Raw genomic sequence first — 14,788 nt, forward strand, 5'->3', positions numbered from 1 at the left:
GTTTATCACACAGCTTGCGAGGTGGAGACGGGATTTGAACCCGTGTACACGGCTTTGCAGGCCGTTGCCTCGCCTCTCGGCCACTCCACCGAGCAGGCCGGTGCCCAATGGAACCGGCAACAGCCTCTCCGAGCGGACGACGGGATTCGAACCCGCGACCCTCACCTTGGCAAGGTGATGCGCTACCACTGCGCCACGTCCGCGTTGCGCTAGGTTTCCCTGGCGACGAAGGAAACCTTAGCCGAGCCGGCCGCCGGATGCCAAAGCGGGTACCCGCCTGCGGGGAAATCGCCTGCTCAGGACACCTGCACGGCCCGGCGGTACGGGGTGAGACGACGCTGAGCGCCGACCGATCGGCCTCGGCCGGCGCTCAGCGGGGCTGCTGGGGGTCAGTGTGTCTCGCCGAGCAGCCGGCGCACCTCGGCGACCAGTTCGGCCTGGAACGCCGCCACGCTGCCGTCCACCACCCCGATCCGGTAGTCGTTCCCGGTCTCCGGGTCCTCGGCGCAATGGGTGTCACGCCGCCCGGCCGAACCGTCGGCGTGGCCGGCGGTGTACGCCAGAAATGCTTCTTCCATCAACGGGGCCTCCTCGAACACGCGCAGCAATCTCGCATGAGTACGGATCCAGGGGGGCCATCCGTTCGACCCGTCCCGACCTGTTGAACGTCCGAGCAGGTCAAGCCGGTCGGCCGAATCACCCCACGGTGGCCGTCACGCGGATCTCGGTGAAGGCCCGCAGCACAAAAGTCGGCCGCTGCGGCGGCTCCACGGCGAGGTCGAGATCGGGCATCCGCTCGAGCAGCGCACCCAGCGCCGCCCGCAGTTCCAGCCGGGCCAGCGGGGCGCCGAGGCAGAAGTGCAGCCCGGCGCCGAACCCGAGGTGCGGGTTCGGGTCGCGTCCCACGTCGAACGTGTCCGGCTCGGCGAACACGGCCGGGTCCCGGTTCGCTGCGCCGAGCAGCGCGGCCACCTCGGCACCGGCCGGCACGGTCACCCCGCCGATCGTCACGTCCGCCGCGGCGGTGCGCACGAACATGTGCAGCGGTGGGTCGTACCGAAGGAATTCCTCGACGGCGGCCGGGACCAGACCGCGGTCCGTGAGCAGCCGCTCCCATTGCCCCCGGTGGCGCATCAGCGCCACCACACCGCTGCCCAGCGCGTTCACCGACGCCTCGTGACCCGCGTTGAGCAGCAGGATCGCCGACGCGACGAGTTCCGGTCCGGAGAGCCGGTCGCCGCCGTCGCGGGCCGCGACGAGGTGGCTGATCAGGTCGTCGCGCGGCGCGGCGCGGCGGGCGGCGGCGAGGTGGTCCAGGTAGCCGGCGAACTCCCGGCAGGCGTCGAGCGCGGCCGCTTCATCCGCTTCGGTACGGGTGACCTCATACATTCGCACGATCGCCGCCGACCACGGTCGCAGCCGGTCCCGGTCCTGCGCGGGCACACCGAGCAGCTCGGCGATGACCGTCACCGCGAGCGGCTCGGCCAGGTCCGCGAGCAGGTCGAAATCGGACCCGGCCCGGTCCAGCAAGGTGTTCGCCTCGGCGGCGATCGCCGGGCCGAGCCGCTCCACGTGCCCGCGCCCGAACGCCTGCGCGACGAGTGACCGCAGCCGGGTGTGCACCGGCGGCTCGTTCTCCATCATCTGGTTGCGGTGCAGCGTGTTGAACGGCTCCCACACGCCGGCCGGTTGCCGGTCGGTCCAGAACCGGCCGAGTCTCCGGTCCCGCAGCACCGCGTTGGCCTCGGCGTGCCCGGCCGCCAGCCACCGCCCGGTCGGTTCGTGCCAGCTCAACGGCGCCTGCGAGCGCAGCCGGGCCAGTGCCGGGTACGGGTCGATCAGGAACGCCGGGTCCGCGAAGTCGAGCGCCATCCGCGGACCCTATCCAGCTTTGAAGATCGGCTGGTTAACTCCGGCCTTTCATACCTTTTTCGCCGCCCGGACGGTGAGCCCGGGAGCCCGGTTCCACCACAGTGACAACCCCAGTCCGGTGAACACCAGCACCGCGCCGGCCAGCACGAACCAGAAGCTGATCTCGACGTTCGCCTGGTGCAGCCCGATCTCCTTGGGCAGGTCGCCGAGCACGCCGTCCAGCTCGTCCGCGTCCTGCGCCTTGAAGTACTGCCCGCCGGTCAGGTCGGCGACCTTGGTCAGCGCGTCCTCGTCGATCTCCTGAACCCGGCCACGGCCGCCGCCGAACCCGCCGCCACCGCCACGGAACCCGCCACCGGCGAACGAGTCGCCGCTGACCTGATCGGGTGTGCACACCATCTGGGACGGCTCGGTGGTGCCGAAGCCGATCGTGAAGACCCGGACCCGGCGGGCCGCCGCCTGCTCAGCCGCGGTCACCGGGTCGACGCCCGTGGTGTTCGAGCCGTCGGTGAGCACCACGATGGTGTCCGGCTCGTAGTCGCCGAGCGCGTTCGGCGCCGCGTCGCCCAGGTCGACACCGGTCGCCGCCACGTCCGGGTTGGTCTCCGCGATGGCGTCGATCGAGGTGAGGATGGCCTGGCCGATCGCGGTGCCGCGCGCGGTCTTCAGGGTGTCGATCGCGTCCAGCAGCTGGCTCTGATCGGTGGTCGGGGTGACCAGCAGCCCGGCGATCCCGGAGAACGCGACCAGGCCGATCTTCGTGCCGTCGTCCTGCGCCTCGACGAACTTGCGGGCCGCGTCGATCGCCGCGGACAGCCGGTTCGGTTCGACGTCGGTGCTGCACATCGACCCGGAGACGTCGATGGCCAGCAGGATCGAGGTGTTGTTGGACGGCACCGAGATCCGGGCCTGCGGCCGGGCCAGGCCGCCGGCCAGCGCCACCAGGCCGGTCAGGAAGAGGTAGACCGGGATGCGCCGGCGCCAGGCGGTCCGCCCGGGCAGCGCGGCCCGGATCAGGGCGACGCTGGAGACGGTCACCGCGGTCCGCTTCCGGCGGCGGTTCAACCACCAACGGACGAGCAACAGCAACGGTACGATCCCGGCTGCCGCCAACGCCCACGGCCAGTGGAACGACATCAGACGATCCTTCCGTGCCAGCGGGTGCCGAGCAGTCCGCCGAGCGCCAGCAGCAGCAGGGCGGCCCCGGCGAACGGACCGGTCAGCTCCAGCGGCTCCTTCTTCGTGGTCAGCCGCAGGTCGATCGACTTGGTGGTGTCGGTGAGCGTCGCCGCGTCACCGGCCGGGTTGTACGTCCCGCCGGTGACCTGGGCGACCGCGGTCAGCGTGCGCTCGTCCAGCGCGGTGTTCAGCTGGAACCCGTCCACCTCGACGGTCGAGCCCTTGGCGGTGCCCACCCCGACGGTCTGGATCCGCACCCCGGCCGCGGCGGCCAGCTCGGCGGCGGCCTCGGCGTCCGGCCCGCCGGTGTTCTCACCGTCGGAGAAGACCACCATGGTCGCCGACGGCCAGTACCCGAGAGCGCCGGTGTCGGTGGTGGCGCCGTCCTCCGGCAGGCTCACCGGTTTGCCGGTGATCGCGCCCAGGCCGACCAGGATGGCCTGGCCCAGCGAGGTGCCGCCACTGGCCTTCACCCGGGCGATCGCGGCGGCCGCGGCGGTGTGGTCGTCGGTCGGCACCTGGGTGAGCAGCGCCTGGTCACCGAAGACCAGCACACCCACGTCCACGGTGTCCGGCTGGTCGTCGACGAACGCGGTGGCGGCGGCCTGCGCGGCGGCCAGCCGGGACGGCGCCACGTCGGTGGCCGACATGCTGTTGGAGATGTCGAAGGCCAGCAGCACGGTTCCGGACACCCGCGGGACGGCGACCTGGGCCTGCGGGCGGGCGAGCCCGATCAGCAGGATCGGCAGCGCGGCGAGCAGCAGTCCGTACGGAAGATGGCGCCGCAGGCCCCCGCCGACAAGCGTGCCGAAACCGGCGGTCTGGAGCGCAGCGGTCCGGCGCCGTTGCAGGGTGACGTAGCCGGCCACCGCGACCCCGGTGATCAACACCGCCACGACCAGCACGAACGGGTAGAGGAAGCTCATCGGTGGCCCTGTCTCGTCGGCGGTCCCGCGACAGCGGCCCGGCCCGGCCCGCGCACCCGGCTCATCGGCGGCCCTTCCCGGAGGTGTGGACCATCTGGACCAGCGCGGCCATCAGGTCCTGGTCGGTGGTGATCCGGTGCGCGGCGACGCCGGCCCGGCGCATCCCGTCGGCGAGTTCCGCCTCGCGGGCGCCGACCTCCCCGGCCAGCCGGCTGCGCAGCAGCGGGTCACTCGTGTCGACGAGCAGCTGCTCACCGGTCTCAGCGTCCTCGACCAGGACCACACCGAGGTCGGGCAGGTCCAGCTCGGCCGGGTCGACGACCCGGATCACCACCACCTCGTGGCGGTGGGTGAGCATCCCCAGTGGACGGTCCCAGCCCGGCTCCCCGATGAAGTCGGACATCACAAAGATCAGACTCCGCCGCTTGACGGTGGTCATCGCGGCAAGCCGCAACATCGCGGAGAGATCCGTGGTGGCGGCCAGTGGACTCTCCGCGGCCTTCTTGCCCCACATCCGATTTTTCGGCTTTTCTGGCTTTGTCGCGGGAGTTGGTGGTTTCAGCAGCTCGTGCGCGATCCGCAGGATCTGGTCGCGGCCGGTGCGCGGCGGGATCACCCGGTGCGCCGCGTTGTCGTAGAGGATCGCGCCGACCCGGTTGCCGCCCTGCGACACCAGCCGCGCCAGGCTGACCGCCAGCTCGGTGGCGACCGAGTCCTTCCCCTCGTGACCGCCGAACTTCATCGAGGCCGACTTGTCGATCACCAGCCACGCGGTGAGCTCACGGTCCTCGGTGTACTGCCGGACGAACGGCTCGTCCAGCCGGGCCGTGACGTTCCAGTCGATGTGCCGGACGTCGTCCTCCGGCGAATACGCCCGCAGGTCGGTGAAGTCGATCCCGGTGCCGTGCCAGACCGTCCGGTAGGCGCCCTGCAGCCGCCCGTCGAGCCGGCGGCCGAGCCGCCACTCCAGGTGCCGCAGCAGCCGGTCGGGAGGGGTCACCATGGCTCAGCGGCCCCGGCCGGCGGGCTCCGGGAACTGCATGTTCGCGATGATCTTGGAGAGGATCAGGTCGGCCGTGACGTCGTCGGAGAGCGCCTCGTAGGAGAGCACCATCCGGTGCCGCAGCACGTCCAGAGCCAGGTCGGAGAGGTCCTCGGGAACGACGTACTCCCGGCCGCGCAGGTACGCCAGGGCGCGACCGGCCAGCACCAGGCTGATCGAGGCGCGCGGGCTGGCGCCGAACGTCACATACCGCGCCAGGTCGGTGAGCCCGACCCGGCCGGGGTCGCGGGACGCGTTGGCCAGCTGCACGGCGAACTCGATCAGGGACGGGTCGACGTACACCTGATCGGCGGCCTGCTGCAGGCCGACCAGCGTCTCCGGGTCGATGATCCGCTGGATCACGGCGGCCGGGGCGAGCGCCCGCTCGACCACCACGAACTCCTCGGTGGGGCTCGGGTAGCCGATCAGCACCTTCATCATGAACCGGTCGACCTGCGCCTCGGGCAGCGGATAGACGCCCTCGTTCTCGATCGGGTTCTGGGTGGCCATCACCAGGAACGGGTTCGGCAGCTTGTGCGTCTCCCGGCCGATCGTGACCTGGCGCTCCTGCATCGTCTCCAGCAGCGCGCTCTGCACCTTGGCCGGCGCCCGGTTGATCTCGTCGGCCAGCAGCAGGTTGGTGAAGACCGGGCCGAGCTGCACCTGGAACTCGCCGGTCGGCTGGTGGTAGACCCGGGTGCCGACGATGTCCGCGGGCACCAGGTCGGGGGTGAACTGGACCCGGTGGAAGTCGCCGCCGATCGCCTCGGCGAGGGACTTCACCGCGAGCGTCTTGGCCAGCCCGGGCACACCCTCGACCAGGATGTGGCCGCGGGCGAGCAGCGCCACGACCAGACGTTCGAGCAGGACGTCCTGGCCCACGATGGTCTTCTTGACCTCGTAGAGCACCTTCTCGATCGGTCCGGCCGCGGCCGGCGGGGCATCGGTCCAGCTCATGTAACCCGTCCCTCGGTTCGGTTCGACTTGTGGCTTCACAGTGGTGGTGCCCGGCCGTCGCCGTCCTCGCCGCCGCCGAGCGCGGCGCCGATCGGAACGGCGAAACCGATGCCGATGAACGTGCCGGCGTCGGTCGGGTTGGCCAGCGCCACCACGATGCCGACCACCTGACCCTGATCGTTGATCAGCGGCCCGCCGGAGTTGCCGGGGTTGACCGCCGCGTCGAACTGGATCAGCCCGGCGATGTCGGCCTGCTCGTCCCGGTTCAGTTTGCGGTCCAGCCCGGAGACGACGCCACTGGTGGTGGAGTCGACGAGGCCCAGCGGGTTGCCGATCGCCACGACCGTGTCACCGACCTCGACGCCGCCGCCGAGCACCGCCGGGACCAGCGTCTCCGGCAGTTTCGCCGGGGTCAGCGTGGCGATGTCCTGCTCCGGGTTGGTGCTGGCCACCTCGGCCGCCGAGGAGGTGCCGTCCGCGTACGTCAGCTTGATCGTCTCGGCGCCGTCGACCACGTGGTTCGCGGTCATCACGGTGCCGTCGGCGTTCGCGATCACGCCGGTGCCGGTGCCCGCCTCGAGCGCCTTCTTGGCGTCGTGGCCGGTGGTCTGGATCAGCACCACCGACGGGATCAGCGTCTGGTAGACCTCGGACACGGTGAGCGGGCCCTGCGACGCGGACGGCGACACCTTGGGCGCGGCGGCCCCGGGCGTCGTCGTGTCACCGCCGTCGCGCATCAGCACGACCGCGGTGATCGACACGGCCCAGACCGCGACCAGCGCGATCAGAGCCGTGCGGCGCAGGTCAGGAGTATTCCACCGGGCCACTCGGCTGGGGGCCGGCTCCTCCGGGCGGGGCTCCGGGGGTTCGGAGCCGTCCGGGCGGAGCACGGTCATCACGGCACGACCGCCACACTCAGCATTACTTGACCCTAGAAGCGATTCCTAGGAATTCGCCGTGAGAGCTCTGACGGTTTCCGGTACGCAAGATCCCCCATTTACCTGCAAAGCCGTCATGCCGGAGTGCTGCCAGGTACCACCTAGATCACCGACAGCCCGCGCACAGGCCCGGCCGGAAAGATCCCCCGCGCCCGCGTACGCACTGTCAGGAGCAGCCGATGACCACCGGACAACCCGCAGCGGAACAGGCCGACGGACCACCGGAGCCGTGGACGCCGCCGGCCTCCCGCAGCCCGGGCGAGCCCGGCACCCCCGCCTTCAAGCGAACGCTGATCACCGCGGTGCTGGCCACCGCGATCGTCAGCTCGGCCCTGACCGCGGGGATCATGGCAGCGCTCACCGGCGACGACAATTCACCCGCCGGTGGCGGCCGAGGCGGCCCCCCGGGAATGAACCAGCAGAACGGCCCGGCCGGCGGCCGCCCCTTCCCCGGCACCTGACAAGCGTGGGGCTTTGAGGCGCGCTCCGCACCCAAACTCCCCACACACAACGCGAACCAGGCAAGCGTGGGGACTTGCGGCGCGCTCCGCACCCAAACTCCCCACACACAACGCGAGACTTGCGGCGCGCTCCGCACCCAAACTCCCCACACACAACGCGAACCAGGCAAGCGTGGGGAGTTGCGGTGCGCTCCGCACCCAAAGTCACCACACATGACGTGAACCAGACGAGCGTGGGGAGTTGCGGTGCGTTTCGCACTGAAAAAGCCCACGCACGGCGCGCGTCGGGACTGACAGCGGACGCCTATCACGGGGACAGGGTCCACATAGTGCGGGTGGCGACGCTGGTGTTCCGCGATGAACCGAGGAGTCGCCGTCATGAGCAACAACGAAGCAGCCGGCCTGCCCACCACGTCGACCCTGGCGGTCACCGAGCCCACCGGCACGGTGGACACCTTGCAGCCCCGCGACCCGTGGGCCGAGAACGCCGCGAACCCGCACGGCGAGCCGGCCACCGAGCTGGTACCCACCTCGCCGGAGTGGGCCCGGACCGGTCAGGTCATCGAGGTCAGCGGCACCCCGGCGGCCGCCACTGCGCCGAGCGGCCCGGCCGGAAGCGGCCCTGCCCTCAGCGGACCGGTGGAGATGCCGGGGCAGGCAGCCGGTGGTCCGCCGCCCGGCGCCTGGACGCCGACGGCCGGCCCGGCGACCGGTGCCGGCAAAGCACCGAAGAAGCCCCGCAGCGCGAAGATGATCCTGATCGCCGCCGTGCTGGCCACCGCGGTCGCCAGCTCCGGCATCACCGCCGCGATCATGGCGACGGTCGGCGGCTCGTCCACCCCGGCCGTCACCCAGCAGGGCGGCCCCGGCGGTGGCGGCGGCATGCCGGGCGGCGGGGGCGGCTTCGGAGGCGGCGGCACCATGGGCGGCCAGTCCGGCCAGCAAGGCGGCACCACCGACCAGGGCACCACCGACCAGGGCACGACTGATCAGGGCACCACCCAGAGCGGCACCACCGGCACCGGCACCTGACCGGACGCCGCTGATCGGGGCCCGACGACCGGCACGCGGCGCGGGGACGCACCCGGATGAGGTGCGCCCCCGCGCTCACGACGTACCGAAAAGGATCTCAGCCTGCGCCGTTGACTTCCGCGAGGTAGGCGGAGGCCTTCTCCGGGTCGACGAACCAGTTGAGGAAGTCGTTCGGGTCGACGAAGCCGGCGGCGAAGCGGCGGGCGATCTGCTCGTTCTGCGAGGCGGCGCCGAGCAACTGCTGGACGTGCGGCGGGAGCGGCTGCAGCATCGCGTTGGTCCAGCCGGTGACGGCCATGCCGTGCGCGGTCCAGAACGCCTCGAACGTGTCGGTCATCCACTGCTCGTCGAACGGCTGGTCGCCGCGCGCCAGGATGGCCTGCAGGTAGTGGTGGGCGGCCTTGGCCGCGGTGTTGCTGCCCTGGCCGGTGATCGGGTCGTTGGCGATCACCACGTCGGCGAGGCCGAGCACCTTGCCGCCGCCGGGCAGGTGGGCGACCGGGCGCCGGACGGTCGGCGTGTACCGTCCGTGCAGGGTGGCCTTGGCGTCGGTGAGCCGGACGTTCCCGGCCCGCTCGTGCACCCAGGGCAGGTATTCGCGGATCAGGTCGAGGGTGATCCCGAGGTGCTGCTCGGGTGCCATCCGGCCGGTGTTGCCGGCCCAGCGGTCGAGCGGGCCGCCCGGGACGGCCTCCCAGAACAGGATGTCGCACGGGCCGGTATGGGTCAGCGCCGGGATCACGAAAAGCTCACCCAGACCGGGTACGGCATGGAACCCCACATGCGGCACCGGCCACTTCGGATCCGGGTCGAGCCCGTGCACGTACGCGACCGCCAGCCCCCGCTGCGGCTCGGAGTACTGCGAGCGGCTCGGGTCCCGGTCGAACATCGCCACCAGGTCACCCTTGCCGGCCGCGACGACGGTCAGGTCGTACCGGCCGAGCTGGGTGATCGCGTCGAGGTCCTGGGTGGTGACCGCGTTGTAGATGACGTCGACGCCACGTTCCTCGGCGTCCTGGAGCCAGCGGGCCATCTTGATCCGCTGGTCGGTCGACTGGGCCGGCCGGTCCAGTGGCGCCGTGATCTCCAGGGCCAGCTGGCCGGGCGGGGCGGAGAGGGCGACGCGCAGGCCGTTGATCGCCGGTGTCTCGTTCTCCCAGTGGTTCAACCCGTAGGCCCGCTCGGTCTCGAGCGCCAGGTGGAACATGGCCTGGGTGGACGTCGGCCAGCCGGTGCGGATCTCCTCCGGGGTGCGCGCCGACATGAGGGTGACCTCGTAGCCCTCGGCCCGCAGGCTGAGGGCGAGCTGGAGACCGGCCTGACCGGCTCCGACAATGAGGATCTTGCGCAAGTTACTGCCTCCTGTAGAGCGTCTCTAACTGGTGCCGGAGTTGGCGAAGGGGATGGCCGGCACACCGGCCGCGGCAGCGCGTTCGGTCGCGTGGTTCACCACGGCCAGCAGGGCGTGTGCGACGTTGCGCGGTTCGCGGATGTCAGCAGTGATCAACGGAACGTACGGCGGCAGGGTGAGTGCCTCGCGCACCTCGGAGAGCTCATGGGTCTGCAGACCGTGGAACAGGTTGACGCAGACAACCCACGGTACGTCCGCGTCGTTCTCGAAGTAGTTGACCGCGGCGAACGAATTCTCCAGATTGTTGGTATCGACGAGCACCAGGGCGCCGACCGCGCCCCGGACCAGGTCGTCCCACATCGGCCAGAACCGGGGCTGCCCGGGCGTGCCGAAGAGGTAGAGCACCAGGGCCGGGTCGATGGTGACCCGGCCGAAGTCCATCGCCACCGTGGTGGTGACCTTGTCGATGCCCGGGTCGAGCCGGTCGATCTGGGCCGCCGCCGCGGTCATCCAGGATTCGGTACGGATCGCCGGGATCTCCGAGATGGCCTCGACCGCGGTGGTCTTGCCGACCCCGAAGCCGCCCGCGATGACGATCTTCGCGGAGGACATCTGCTCCGGGGAGGCCACGGATTCCCGGTCAGGTGAGTCGGAGAAGGCCGGCACGGAGTCTCTCCAGAAGCGCTAGGTCTTGGGAGGGGCGGGCCTCGTGGACCACGAGTTGCCCGATTTTGAGCAGGTCGCTGATCAGCAGCCGGGTCAGGCCCAGCGGCAGCCCGCAGGTCGCCGACAGCTCGGCCACCGAGCACATCCGGCGGGCCTGCTTGTAGAGCGTCCGGGTGGCCGGGGCCAGGCTCGCGGCCAGCACCGGGTCGTACCGGTTGCCGGTGGACACCAGGGTGTGGATCAGGAGCGGGCTGCGGCTGCTGGTCCGCCCCCGCGCCGTCATGTACGGGCGCACCTTCCAGTGCAGCCCCGGCCTTCGGGCCATGCGGTGACTCCGTTTCAGCGAAGTGCGACGTGCTGCGAGAAAGGGGTCAGCGCACCGGTGCGGGCAGGGTGCGCTGGTGCATGGCGTGCCGGGTCTCCGGGGTCAGCGCGTGGCCGACGGACTGGCTGAACGTGGTCATGGCGTACCCGAGGTGGCCGATCTGGGTCTGCGGCTGTGCCGACACCAGCAGCGCCGCGACGAAATCGCCGGCCGGGTCGTCGATCCGCAGGAACGCCAGGTGGCCGTGCGGGTAGCGGATGCTCAGGTTCTCCGGTGCGCCGAGCTGGAGCAGGCCGCCGAGCTGGCCGGTGATGCCGAGGAACCCGGCGGCCAGCGCCGCGACGCTCTCCGCGTGTTCCCGGCTCAGGTGGCCGGACGAGGCGAGCTGCAGCCCGTCCGCGGAGACCAGGACGACCGCGGTGATCGTCGGCACCTCACGGACGAGCTGGCCGATCAGCCAGGAGACGTCCGGTGGCCCGCCGTCGGCGGTGGAACGGTAGTCGGTCATTACGGTCCTTCGGCATTCTGAGGGGCGCTCGAGGCGCGAGGGGTGGCACTCGAGGAATGGGGAGCGGCATGGGGGGAATCGACCCCGTGACGCGGGGCCTTGGAGCGTGCGGCGTCGACACCCGCGTTGAAGTCCGCGGCGTCGTCGTGCCAGGTGGTCTGGTGGACCTGAGTGGTGGGCGGGGGCGGCGGCGGGTCGGTGCCGCGGACGCTGGCCGGCACCCGGCGCGGCATCGGGACCGGCCGGTGCAGCGGCAGGACCATCGTCACGTCGTCGTGGTGGTTCGCCGGCGGCATCCCCGGCGGCTCCGACTCCGGGAACAGCGACTCCGGGAACGAGGACTCCGGGAATCCCGAGGAGCCCGCGAACGACGAAGAGTCCGGGAGCGCCGAGGCCGAGGACGACGGCGAGGTCGGCGGCGAGGCCCGCGGCGCCTCGCAGAGCAGGTCCGCGCCGATCAGCAGCATCGCGATGGTGCCCCGCGGCTGGCGCGGCACCAGCCGTACCCGCAGCGACCGGTGCCGCCGGGTGAGCACGGCGGCCACCGACAGGCCCAGGTGGGCCGGCTGCAGCTCGGTGGCGGGCGGGGTCTCCGGGTCGGCCAGCATCCGCTCGATCCACGGCAGGTGGGCCGGGTTGAGACCGATGCCGTTGTCCTCGACCCGGATCACCACGTCGCCGTCGCCGGTCAGGTGCGCGGCGATGGTGACCGGTTCGGTCGGCGGGGAGTAGCGGTCGGCGTTGTCGATCAGCTCGGTCAGGATCCGGATCACGTCGTCGGCGGCGACCGCGGCCACCGCGAGGTCGGCGATCGAGCCGAAGTGCAGCCGCTCGTAGTGCTCGACGGCGGCGCCGGCCGCGTGCGTGACGTCATGCAGCGAGGTGATCTGCTGATCCGGGTCGTCGAGCGGTTCGCCGGTGAGCACCCGCAGGTTCTCGGCGAGGCGGCGGACCCGGGTGACCGAGTGGTCGATCCGGAACAGGATCTTGCGCCGTTCGGCGTCCTGCTCGCGGAATTCGGCCTCCCCGATGTGATGAACCGCTTCCCACGTCAGAGTGAGCAGCCGGAGTGCGAACTCACCGGCCACCGGACGCCAGGGGTCCGCTTTGTCCACCGGGCCGTCGACCGGCGGTGGTTCCGGCCGCGGCTGCGGCGGCGGGTCTTTTTCCGGTACGACCTCGGGTACGTCCTGCTGGGGAGGCCGTCGCCGCAACCAGCTCATCCAGCGGCTTGCCTCGGGCATCGATTGCTCCCCAATCAGCCTGCCGTCCTACCGAAACGGCAGAAGATCACCGGCTACGAGGTCTGTACCGTACCCGCCGGATTGTCGGGCTGGCTATCGCTCGCGTCGCGGGATTACCTCACAAGCGTGAATGTGCCCGGACCGCGTACCCCCTGGCGGAAACGCGAAAGCGGACCAATCCACAGTGGATCTGACCGTCCTTGCGGAGTGCCCGGCCGGGCGGCTTCACCGCACCGATCGCAAGCCCGCCCTGCGCCGCCGGCCCACCACCCTGTCCGACCTGGCCGGGTCGGTAGCCCCGGTCGTACCGAAGCGCTCAGCGGTCGGGTCGCGTCAGGTGAACAGCGATGAACATGGTGATCGCCGCGACGAAGCACAGCGTGCCGAGCGCCCACAGTATTGCCTTGTCACCGACGTGCCACTGGCCGGCGACGGCCAGGATCGTGGCGATGGTGGTGCCGAACCCGCCGCCGGCGACCAGGACGGCTCGGATCAGCGCGACGCGCTGATCATGTGCGCCCTGTTCCGGTTCGGGTCGCTTGGACGGGTGATTACGCATCGCGGCATCCTCGACTGGTCGTGACGGCGCAGCGCCGCCCGCGCGGAGTCCGGCAACCGAATGCCGTCCCACAGCGAGCGCCTGAGCTGCTGTTTCACGCAGCTGAGACGCTCGCCGCCACGATGCCAGGTGTCCGCGTTGCCGGGCGCGGACATTGGCGTGTCATGTGCACGGCACGGATTGCTGCCGCTAGAGTTCCGATTCGTCGGTCGGCTCCTCTCCGGGCGAGCTAGCTTGAGATCGACTCCACTGCACTCACCGGGGTCCATCGCCCTGCGTAACTACATAGTGACTGATCATTTTGGCAATTGCCACTGTCGCTTGCCGATCGATATTGCCAGAGGCGATTGCCACATGGCACATTGATACGTAGCACGTGTCGGCCAAGGGCTGTAAAAACGGAGGTGACGGTCATCCCGGCTCACCCTGCACCGCTGGTCAGCCGCCGCCAACTCGGCGCGGCTCTGCGCCAACATCGCGCCGACGCGGACCTCAGCCTGAAGGAAGTGGCAGATCGACTGCTGTGCTCGCCGTCGAAAATCAGCCGCATCGAGTCGGCGCAGCGCAACATCTCGGCGCGGGACGTCCGCGATCTCATGGCGATCTACCGGATCACCGATCCTGACGTCCAGGCCCGCCTGACGCGGCTTGCCGAGCAGAGCCGGGAAGCCCTCTGGTGGGCGCCGTACAACTTGGACCCCGCCTATGCGAGGCTCATCGGCCTCGAAGGGTCAGCGACAGCAATCTATGAATACCAGTTAGGAGTGGTGCCGGGACTGCTGCAGACACTCGAGTACACAGCTTCGATCGTCAGCGCCTGGACCGACGATCCGGACGCCGTTCGGCAAGCGTCCGAGGTGCGTCAGAAGCGCCAAGAATCCATCGGCCGGGACACCGAACTCGCCTTCGTGATCGACGAGTCGGTCTTTCATCGCTCCCTTGGCGAGACGACCATGCACGGCCAGATCCGCAGGCTCATCGAACTCAGCGAGAGCCCTCGGATCACCTTCCAGGTCCTACCGTTCTCTGCTGGCACACATCAGGGAGTGGTCTCTGGTTTTGAAATCCTGCGGTTCGCCGATCCGGCAGCCGCCGATGTGGTAGCGGGAATGTCCGACGTGGTCTATCTCGAAGGTGTGGTCAGACCGTCCTATCTGGATCAGGCCGACGAGGTCGAGGGCTACTTGAGGTCCTTCACCAGTCTCCAGACGAAGGCGCTCGACCGGCAGGACACGCTCTCGTTCCTGAAGGCGCGCCTGCAGCACTGATGAGTGGGCCGGCGGCCGCTGCACCAACCCATTCGGAGTACATCATGTTCGCCCACAGTGACACGCAGGCCGATCTACCCTGGCGCACTTCCAGCTTCTGCAGCAACACATCCTGCGTGGAAGTTGCCGTGACCCCGGACTTCGTCGCCGTCAGGGACTCGAAGAACCTGCAACTGCAAGCCCTCACCTACACCACGGAAGAGTGGCGGCAGTTCATCGCCGGCGCCAAGAACGGCGAATTCGACGTGGCCTAGGCAGTCTCCGCCAGAGGGCTCGAGCCGGCACCACCGCCGACTCGGGCCCTTCCGCAAAATCGCGAGCCGCCCACAGGTCGCCATCACCGATGCGGGGGCATGACAAAGGGCCGCGGTTCGCGCTTTCTGCGAACACACGGCCCGTGCAACTCGTGGGCGATACTGGGATCGAACCAGTGACCTCTTCCGTGTCAGGGAAGCGCGCT

The 14,788-nt window shown here is 70.2% G+C and carries 17 protein-coding genes and 2 tRNA genes; 5 read left to right on the forward strand and 14 right to left on the reverse strand.

From position 1 onward, the window contains the following. Positions 1–19: 19 nt before the first annotated feature. The 9 genes from ADL15_RS49840 to ADL15_RS49880 all read right to left on the reverse strand — a co-directional run bounded on the left by ADL15_RS49840 (position 20) and on the right by ADL15_RS49880 (position 6,872). Positions 20–90 (reverse strand) — tRNA-Cys (locus ADL15_RS49840). Between the two features lie 41 nt (positions 91–131). Continuing rightward, positions 132–203: transfer RNA gene (locus ADL15_RS49845), tRNA-Gly, on the reverse strand. 186 nt (positions 204–389) lie between these two features. Then, positions 390–578, reverse strand: coding sequence for a hypothetical protein (locus ADL15_RS49850; RefSeq protein WP_067708339.1), 189 nt, complete (start codon positions 576–578; stop codon positions 390–392). A 118-nt stretch (positions 579–696) separates the two neighbouring features. After that, positions 697–1,872: a cytochrome P450 gene (locus tag ADL15_RS49855; RefSeq protein ID WP_067708281.1), complete on the reverse strand. Its 1,176-nt coding sequence runs from the start codon at positions 1,870–1,872 to the stop codon at positions 697–699. Between the two features lie 48 nt (positions 1,873–1,920). Next, positions 1,921–3,009 carry a VWA domain-containing protein gene (locus ADL15_RS49860; RefSeq protein WP_067708283.1) on the reverse strand — a complete coding sequence of 363 codons (1,089 nt, stop codon included), beginning with the start codon at positions 3,007–3,009 and terminating at the stop codon, positions 1,921–1,923. Further along, positions 3,009–3,977 (reverse strand): VWA domain-containing protein, encoded by a 969-nt coding sequence (locus ADL15_RS49865; protein ID WP_067708286.1) that lies wholly within the window; start codon positions 3,975–3,977, stop codon positions 3,009–3,011. Before ADL15_RS49865 ends, ADL15_RS49860 begins: the two co-directional genes overlap by 1 nt. A gap of 61 nt (positions 3,978–4,038) precedes the next feature. Next, positions 4,039–4,980 carry a DUF58 domain-containing protein gene (locus tag ADL15_RS49870; protein ID WP_067708289.1) on the reverse strand — a complete coding sequence of 314 codons (942 nt, stop codon included), beginning with the start codon at positions 4,978–4,980 and terminating at the stop codon, positions 4,039–4,041. Between the two features lie 3 nt (positions 4,981–4,983). Next, entirely contained in the window at positions 4,984–5,976 is a 993-nt protein-coding gene (locus ADL15_RS49875) for an AAA family ATPase (protein ID WP_067708291.1), read from the reverse strand. 35 nt (positions 5,977–6,011) lie between these two features. Next, on the reverse strand, positions 6,012–6,872 hold the full coding sequence (locus ADL15_RS49880) for a S1C family serine protease (RefSeq protein ID WP_067708295.1): 861 nt from the start codon (positions 6,870–6,872) through the stop codon (positions 6,012–6,014). A 221-nt stretch (positions 6,873–7,093) separates the two neighbouring features. Here ADL15_RS49880 and ADL15_RS49885 point away from each other — a divergent pair, with 221 nt between their 5' ends. Further along, the gene (locus tag ADL15_RS49885) at positions 7,094–7,375 is read left to right on the forward strand and encodes a hypothetical protein (protein WP_067708298.1); all 282 of its coding nucleotides are present in this window, start codon (positions 7,094–7,096) and stop codon (positions 7,373–7,375) included. Between the two features lie 378 nt (positions 7,376–7,753). Continuing rightward, on the forward strand, positions 7,754–8,407 hold the full coding sequence (locus ADL15_RS54850) for a hypothetical protein (RefSeq protein ID WP_067708301.1): 654 nt from the start codon (positions 7,754–7,756) through the stop codon (positions 8,405–8,407). 97 nt (positions 8,408–8,504) lie between these two features. Here the strand turns inward: ADL15_RS54850 and ADL15_RS49895 are convergent, their stop codons facing one another. Genes ADL15_RS49895 through ADL15_RS49915 form a run of 5 tightly spaced genes read right to left on the reverse strand, consistent with a single transcriptional unit; the run spans position 8,505 to position 12,501 of the window. After that, the gene (locus ADL15_RS49895; protein ID WP_067708304.1) at positions 8,505–9,758 is read right to left on the reverse strand and encodes a styrene monooxygenase/indole monooxygenase family protein; all 1,254 of its coding nucleotides are present in this window, start codon (positions 9,756–9,758) and stop codon (positions 8,505–8,507) included. 24 nt (positions 9,759–9,782) lie between these two features. Then, positions 9,783–10,370 carry a GTP-binding protein gene (locus ADL15_RS49900; protein WP_067708342.1) on the reverse strand — a complete coding sequence of 196 codons (588 nt, stop codon included), beginning with the start codon at positions 10,368–10,370 and terminating at the stop codon, positions 9,783–9,785. Between the two features lie 28 nt (positions 10,371–10,398). Next, positions 10,399–10,749, reverse strand: a complete 351-nt coding sequence (locus tag ADL15_RS49905) for a DUF742 domain-containing protein (RefSeq protein ID WP_067708306.1) — start codon at positions 10,747–10,749, stop codon at positions 10,399–10,401. Between the two features lie 46 nt (positions 10,750–10,795). Next, positions 10,796–11,257, reverse strand: coding sequence for a roadblock/LC7 domain-containing protein (locus tag ADL15_RS49910; RefSeq protein ID WP_067708309.1), 462 nt, complete (start codon positions 11,255–11,257; stop codon positions 10,796–10,798). After that, complete coding sequence (locus ADL15_RS49915; protein ID WP_083972681.1) at positions 11,257–12,501, reverse strand: sensor histidine kinase; 1,245 nt, start codon at positions 12,499–12,501, stop codon at positions 11,257–11,259. Before ADL15_RS49915 ends, ADL15_RS49910 begins: the two co-directional genes overlap by 1 nt. A gap of 184 nt (positions 12,502–12,685) precedes the next feature. On the opposite strand from ADL15_RS49915, the gene ADL15_RS53835 reads away from it, so the two are divergent. The 3 genes from ADL15_RS53835 (at position 12,686) to ADL15_RS49930 (ending at position 14,582) form a co-directional block, all read left to right on the forward strand. Beyond that, positions 12,686–13,084: a hypothetical protein gene (locus ADL15_RS53835; protein ID WP_157442107.1), complete on the forward strand. Its 399-nt coding sequence runs from the start codon at positions 12,686–12,688 to the stop codon at positions 13,082–13,084. 380 nt (positions 13,085–13,464) lie between these two features. Then, entirely contained in the window at positions 13,465–14,328 is an 864-nt protein-coding gene (locus ADL15_RS49925; protein WP_198171363.1) for a helix-turn-helix domain-containing protein, read from the forward strand. A 44-nt stretch (positions 14,329–14,372) separates the two neighbouring features. Further along, positions 14,373–14,582, forward strand: a complete 210-nt coding sequence (locus tag ADL15_RS49930) for a DUF397 domain-containing protein (RefSeq protein ID WP_067708347.1) — start codon at positions 14,373–14,375, stop codon at positions 14,580–14,582. Positions 14,583–14,788 lie beyond the last annotated feature (206 nt).

The organism is Actinoplanes awajinensis subsp. mycoplanecinus, assembly GCF_001509495.1.
GTDB classification, from domain to species: Bacteria; Actinomycetota; Actinomycetes; order Mycobacteriales; family Micromonosporaceae; genus Actinoplanes; species Actinoplanes palleronii.